Annotated in this window: 4 protein-coding genes; 1 reads left to right on the top strand and 3 read right to left on the bottom strand. The window is 40.0% G+C overall.

Features of this window, described 5'->3' with window-relative positions; genetic code table 11:
- From GPLA_RS22250 to GPLA_RS22260, 3 genes are all read right to left on the bottom strand, one after another.
- Nucleotides 1-1,109, bottom strand: a 1,109-nt coding sequence (locus GPLA_RS22250; RefSeq protein WP_040515722.1) for a hypothetical protein, incomplete at its 3' end; no start/stop codon positions are given.
- Nucleotides 1,110-1,111: 2 nt separating this feature from the next.
- Complete coding sequence (locus tag GPLA_RS22255) at nt 1,112-2,989, bottom strand: hypothetical protein (RefSeq protein ID WP_007107293.1); 1,878 nt, start codon at nt 2,987-2,989, stop codon at nt 1,112-1,114.
- A 2-nt stretch (nt 2,990-2,991) separates the two neighbouring features.
- On the bottom strand, nt 2,992-4,548 hold the full coding sequence (locus GPLA_RS22260; RefSeq protein WP_007107294.1) for a site-specific integrase: 1,557 nt from the start codon (nt 4,546-4,548) through the stop codon (nt 2,992-2,994).
- A gap of 241 nt (nt 4,549-4,789) precedes the next feature.
- Between GPLA_RS22260 and GPLA_RS22265 the strand changes: the two genes are divergently transcribed.
- Nucleotides 4,790-5,491, top strand: a complete 702-nt coding sequence (locus GPLA_RS22265) for an SOS response-associated peptidase family protein (RefSeq protein WP_007107295.1) — start codon at nt 4,790-4,792, stop codon at nt 5,489-5,491.
- Nucleotides 5,492-5,664 lie beyond the last annotated feature (173 nt).

Raw genomic sequence — 5,664 nt, forward strand, 5'->3', positions numbered from 1 at the left:
AGGTTATTTAGTTCACTCTTGTATGCTTCATGCTGGTCTTGGCTGATCTGTTTATTTGATAATTGGGCATCTATTTGTTTTAAGAAAAACTCCCTTGCAAAATTGGAGGACTCGTAAGCAAGCTCTAATACTTTCTTTACAATAGGGTCGGTTTGCCATACATCCTTAATAGGAATGCCTTCATTGGGCTTGGAGTGCATAGTAACCAACGTTGAGATGCCTGTATTTTCATCAACTTCATAGCTGTCTTTATTGGTTCTCAATAGCTCCATTCTTCTTATGCCACTAAAAAAGACAACGCAAATTAAGCAATCCTTCAATAAGTTGTTAAGCCAATAACCGTCTAGTCGGTAGTGAAAATCAGGAATACCCTTTACTTTGGCAAGTTGTCGAGTAAATGTTTGCACTCTCCCGTCAACGTTTTTCCTAAACCTAGGGTTTGATTCGTCATACGTACCTTTAGCAAGCTCTATTTCTTTTTCGATTGAAAGCCTCTCAAATCCAGCCTTCATTACTTCTGAGATTGCGTGTCGATGTGGGTGGTATTTTTCTACTGTGTTGTATACTTGAGCGAGTATTTGCGCGTGGATATTGATGGGCAAGGCGATATGTTGTTTATCTGGCTTATCCGCCGCCCTAAGTGCCCTGCAATCTATCTCTGAAAAGTATTGTCCTTCAATAATGCATAGTTCAGATAGTTTATTTAATGTAATGCCAATCTGTCGCAATGAGGAATGTGCATAGTGGCCTCTAAGGTTATCTTTTAGCTTCTTCCATTCCTTGTCTTTAGACAGCAATGAAAAATTAGAGCTGCCCCAGTAGCGAACAATACAACTTAATGAAGAAAGGTAATTGTTAAGCGTATTAACCGCAAAGTTGCCACTTACCGATTGCGCTTTCAAATGCTCTAAAATGTGGCACATTACATCTTGGACATTCTCCCTGTGATCTTCGCTAATACAGGTAAATAAAAGGTCTTTACGGGCTTGACCCAATGCAGTGAAATCCCATTTTTCACCATAGCGTAGTGATACGCCCCCACCTTGCTTATTGAATGAAATGAAAGGATTTTCTTCACTAGGAATTTGTTTTTCTAAATTTAACATCATGACTATCCAAAGAAATTTTTTAAGCCGTATCGGTTTGAGTACAAAGGATGAAAATCACCGTTAGAAACTTTATTTTTAGCCTTTTCATAGTTTTTAGGAGACTTGTTTTTTAGTCGATTGAGCGTTTTGTCCAGCATGGCTTTTACGCTGAACGCTTGCTCTTTAGGTGCTGAGTTTTTGGCAATATAACCAAACAACTCCGTGAGCTGCTCTCGAAAGGACAGCATAAGCCAAATGTCGTTCGTCGATGCAATCAAAAGATGCTCTTCACAGTTGAAACAGCTAAGGAAATCGGTGCATTTCCCCTCATCTTCGTTCAGGTGGATTCCAGCTCGCTTAAATTTGCTCAATTCTGCCTCCAACTTGCTTCTACTGCCTCCCTGACAGCGAACACCTGTTGGTGTTAGTGCCGCAGGCTTAATGCTTTCCTTCATTAAGCGTTTCTTGTAATCGTAGTCAGACAAAATATCACTATGAAGCACCTTGGCTTCCTCAACAGCTTCAGAAATAGCTTGCCCCTTCGCTATCGCAGCTTGTGCTTTCATGGTTGCTTGAAGGTTGTTTTTATGGTCAGATTCAACACCATTTGAGTATCGTTTTTCAACTATAGATACCTCGTTATTTAGACTTTGAGCTGTAATGAAAATACTATCTGTTGCTCGAATTAGTATGTCAGATTTTGTGTTGCGAAAGCGTCTTGCATTCACGGTAATGCCGTGTAGTTTTGAGATGAGTTTGTTAATTAAGTTGGGTTCTGTTTGTTTATAACTGAAATCCACTGCCTCTCCTTGAATGCTGAAGTAAGGCAAAAATGGTTTGCGCTCAAAATCATGTATCTCCATACGTTCGTACATGAGTTTTGATACTTCAACCCAATTTTCAACAAGTGACTTCGTATTTTTTGAGAACCCAAGCACATTGTCTAGGTCTTTATAGTTTGCGCGAAACTTAGTGCTTTCAAACACGTATCGACCATTACCAATATCTTTAAATATTACACCGTTGTGCTTTATTGGGGCTAGTACACTGCGGTTCATACCTGTGAGCATGTAAAATAGAAACAATGCATTTCTGGATGCTTGATTGTAAAGCAACCGTAAACGAAGTTGTTCATGAGAAAGTGGTGAATTGGCAACTCCTAAATTGACTCTCATTGCTTTTTCAAACGCCATTTTTTGAATTCCGCCAGTGCCGCGCCATTTTTGAGCTTTGACTTGCTCTTTGAACATACCTTCATCAAATATCGGGTGTATCTCAAGCCACGCTCTGTTTTTAATCGCCTCAGCAAACCCTTTAAAGCCTCGAATAAGCGTTTTGGCTATAGGTTTTAGCTCACTTTCCAGGTCTAAAGCCCCGTCTTTGTTGGAGGGTTTGGATTTCCTAGTATTCGGAAGTTTTTTGGTGTCTAAGTGACGATTTATCTTTTTTAAATACCAGCATAAACCCTCGCGAATCGACGCTGCTTTGGAGGGATTTATTCCTTTGAGCGCTAGTTCATTATGATGCTTGATGCACTTGCTCATAATGCCAAGTCCAAACGTATCACCTCGAAATTCAATAGAGTCAAGGTACTTGAAATAGTCTAGTAAATTTCTTAAATTTACCTGCGTAGTGGTGGTTTGTCCGCCAATTGTTAACATGTAAAGTTGTTTTACTATTTCATCACGCCCAGCAAACCTTAGTGCTTCAGGTTTTTTATCAATTGTCCGAATTGTAGGGCAACCAGTATAGCGAAAGCGATTTAAGTGGCACGCAACTCCCTCTTTGGTTCTTATCACCATGTCTTCAAATCTAAGAGCGACAATATCTACTTCTTTTATTGTTTTCTTTACTGGGACAGATGTTCTTTTTCGGCCTCGGGAATGTATATCTCCGATCATAATTAAGCCTCTATATCATCAAAAGCGCCAATGTAATCCAGCACATCTTCGTAAATTTCATCGCCTAAAGGCATATCCTGAGCAATCTTTAGATACTCCATTGTTGTCGTTCTATCTTCGTGTCCGAGTAGCGCTGAAACTCTATCTAAAGCTATATCAGGGGTGAATTTTAATCTGCCACCATCATCTTTTGCTTTTAGCATGTGTCTAAACAAATCAACCGCAAAGGTTGGGCGCAGGTTGTGAATAGAACCGACAACGTCATGCTCAAGGGAAATGGAGTGATTCAAAGTGTTGCGAACTTCCACCCATTTATTAGTAAAATCGCCTAATCGTAATAACATAGGCTTACCTGTTTGAGTCAGATATAGATAGTCTAAATCAGGATTGATCGCGTCATCTCCTTCAAACCAGTGCATGTTTCCCACTTCAATCTCACTGGCGCACCAGTTTTTAAACTTAGCTAAGCGCTTTTGATAGCGCTCCGATTGTGTGTAGTCATATAAAGATTTCATGATTCTTGCGGGGATGATAGTGACTCTAGATTTATTGCCTCGCTCTGGGGTTTTTGTGAAGGATTGATACTTATCTCCAACTCCCAGATTTAGTATTGGCTTTTCAAACACATCTTCACCAGAATCATTAATGATAACTTTTGGGTTTACAATTTGGCCGCAATGTAAGCTTGCGGTTTCTTCTCTGCGTAGACCTGTATAACGGCAAGTCATAAAATGGTTAGTGTATTCAATAGGGAGGGAGTGAAGTCTTGCCTCGGCACCGTGGCGTAATACTCTGCGGGACTTCATTAATATATTTTGTAGTGCTCCCCACTCTTTAGGGGTGAACGGCCTTAAGTCTCTACGTAAATTATCAACTGCGGTACCGCCGCTTCTTGAAGGTTTTGCAAACTTCAATCGCAAGTCAGTCGTGTGAACATCTTTCTTTTGGTATTGCTTCAAACTGGAAGCGTTGGTGTGGAGAAGCAGTGTCACGACTTCATGTTCAAAAGGTGGGTTATTGAATTGATAGCCTTTACGTAACCAGTATTTATAGAAGTTAACTACGCTCCCGATGTAATTTTTTGCTGTGCTTTTGGCGACAACTCCATCAACGGCGAGTTGTTTAAGGCCGTCACGGTATAAATAAGTTTGTCGGTTTTGTTTGGAACGGGGGAAATGATCCCATTCAGGTCGAGGTTCATCGTAAACATTATCAAATTCATCTTCATCGAATTCACCGTCCCAATTCGCTTGGAGGTCTAGCAAGAAGCTAAAGTAATGAACTAACCCTCTTGAGATACTGGCTACGTCCAGAACTCCGTCATTGATAGATTTTGACAATAGAAACTGATTTGCTTGTTCAATTGGTTCAAAGCCAACTAGCTTATTATTCTCAGTGTAAGTGGCAATATTAAGCAAAACCATTTTTTTGATTAGGGTGCCTCTATCTCCTTTACGGTATTCGCTAACAGGCTCCCCATTACCGTCAATCGAGATTATTGGATTTCTGTAAAGGTAATTCGCTATAGTTGTAGTTTCAACCTGTTTTAGATGTGCCACCTGTCAGTACCCTTGTTCTGGATAATTGAAAGCTATGAAACTTATATTAAGAATAAATTCTCAACTATCAACAAAAATAAAAGGTATTTTCCGTAAATTTTTAACAAAAGGTATTTAGTGGTGACTCAAAACCGACGATACCCGCAGAAGCTTTAATAGGAATAAATTTCAACATATACTGTTATTATATACAGTATTATTCTATTTAAAATTAACTTCGTTATACTTTTTTAGGTGAAATATGTGTGGAAGACTAAACGTAACCGATGATGAGTTTGTAAGAGGGCTGTGCATCTCATTAGGTATTAACTTACATCGTACGCCAATCATTCCCAATCGATTCGTTAGGGCAGCGAGTGAAGTGCAAATCATCAGAGAGGTTGAGGGGCAACGAGTGATGCAAAAAGCCGTTTGGTGGTTATTGCTCGAACCCACTACAACAGGCTTTAAGCCGTCAAAGTATACCAGTTTTAATACACGATACGATAAGCTCAATGTACCTCGTTCGGCGGGCTATCATCCCTTTAGAACGTCCCGTTGCATCATTCCGGCAAGAGGATTCGGGGAAACCGAATTTGAACAACAAGGAAAAAAGAAGATACCCAAGCATTATCACGACTTAGTGGCAGTCGATGGGGCGATTGCCTTTGGCGGATTGTGCAAAGAATACGTGAATAAGGAAACGGGGGAAGTCACCATCGGTTGCTCTGTTATTACCTTACCGCCCCACCCTAAATTTGCCGATATACACACTAAAGCCAGTCCATTAATGCTGCCTCAAGACACTATAGTAGATAGGTGGCTCGACTCAGATAATCAAAATGTTGATAGTTTTTCGCATTTATTGTCACCGTCGATAAGAAACGATTTAGATGTAATACAAATAGACAAACCCAGTCAACATCACTCAAATTCAAAGCCTTTTCGTATAGCGAAAGATTGAGTTTTGGATATAACATTATATTAAGTGGTGTGAGTAGTAGGGATTGGATCCTTCTTATTACCCAGTAACCTTGGTGTAAATAAAGCATCATTAAATCTGACAGTCTCCAATGAGCGAATGGACTAAACCGCTCTCGCGGTAGGGCTGCCGCATCAACGTTGTAAAAACTACAT

It is taken from the genome of Paraglaciecola polaris LMG 21857 (assembly GCF_000315055.1).
In the GTDB taxonomy this organism is placed as follows: Bacteria; Pseudomonadota; Gammaproteobacteria; order Enterobacterales; family Alteromonadaceae; genus Paraglaciecola; species Paraglaciecola polaris.

Bases quoted from the DNA above. Each gene is read 5' to 3' on its own strand.
- GPLA_RS22255 (WP_007107293.1), bottom strand. From the start codon at position 2,989: ATGATCGGAGATATACATTCCCGAGGCCGAAAAAGAACATCTGTCCCA.
- GPLA_RS22265 (WP_007107295.1), top strand. From the start codon at position 4,790: ATGTGTGGAAGACTAAACGTAACCGATGATGAGTTTGTAAGAGGGCTG.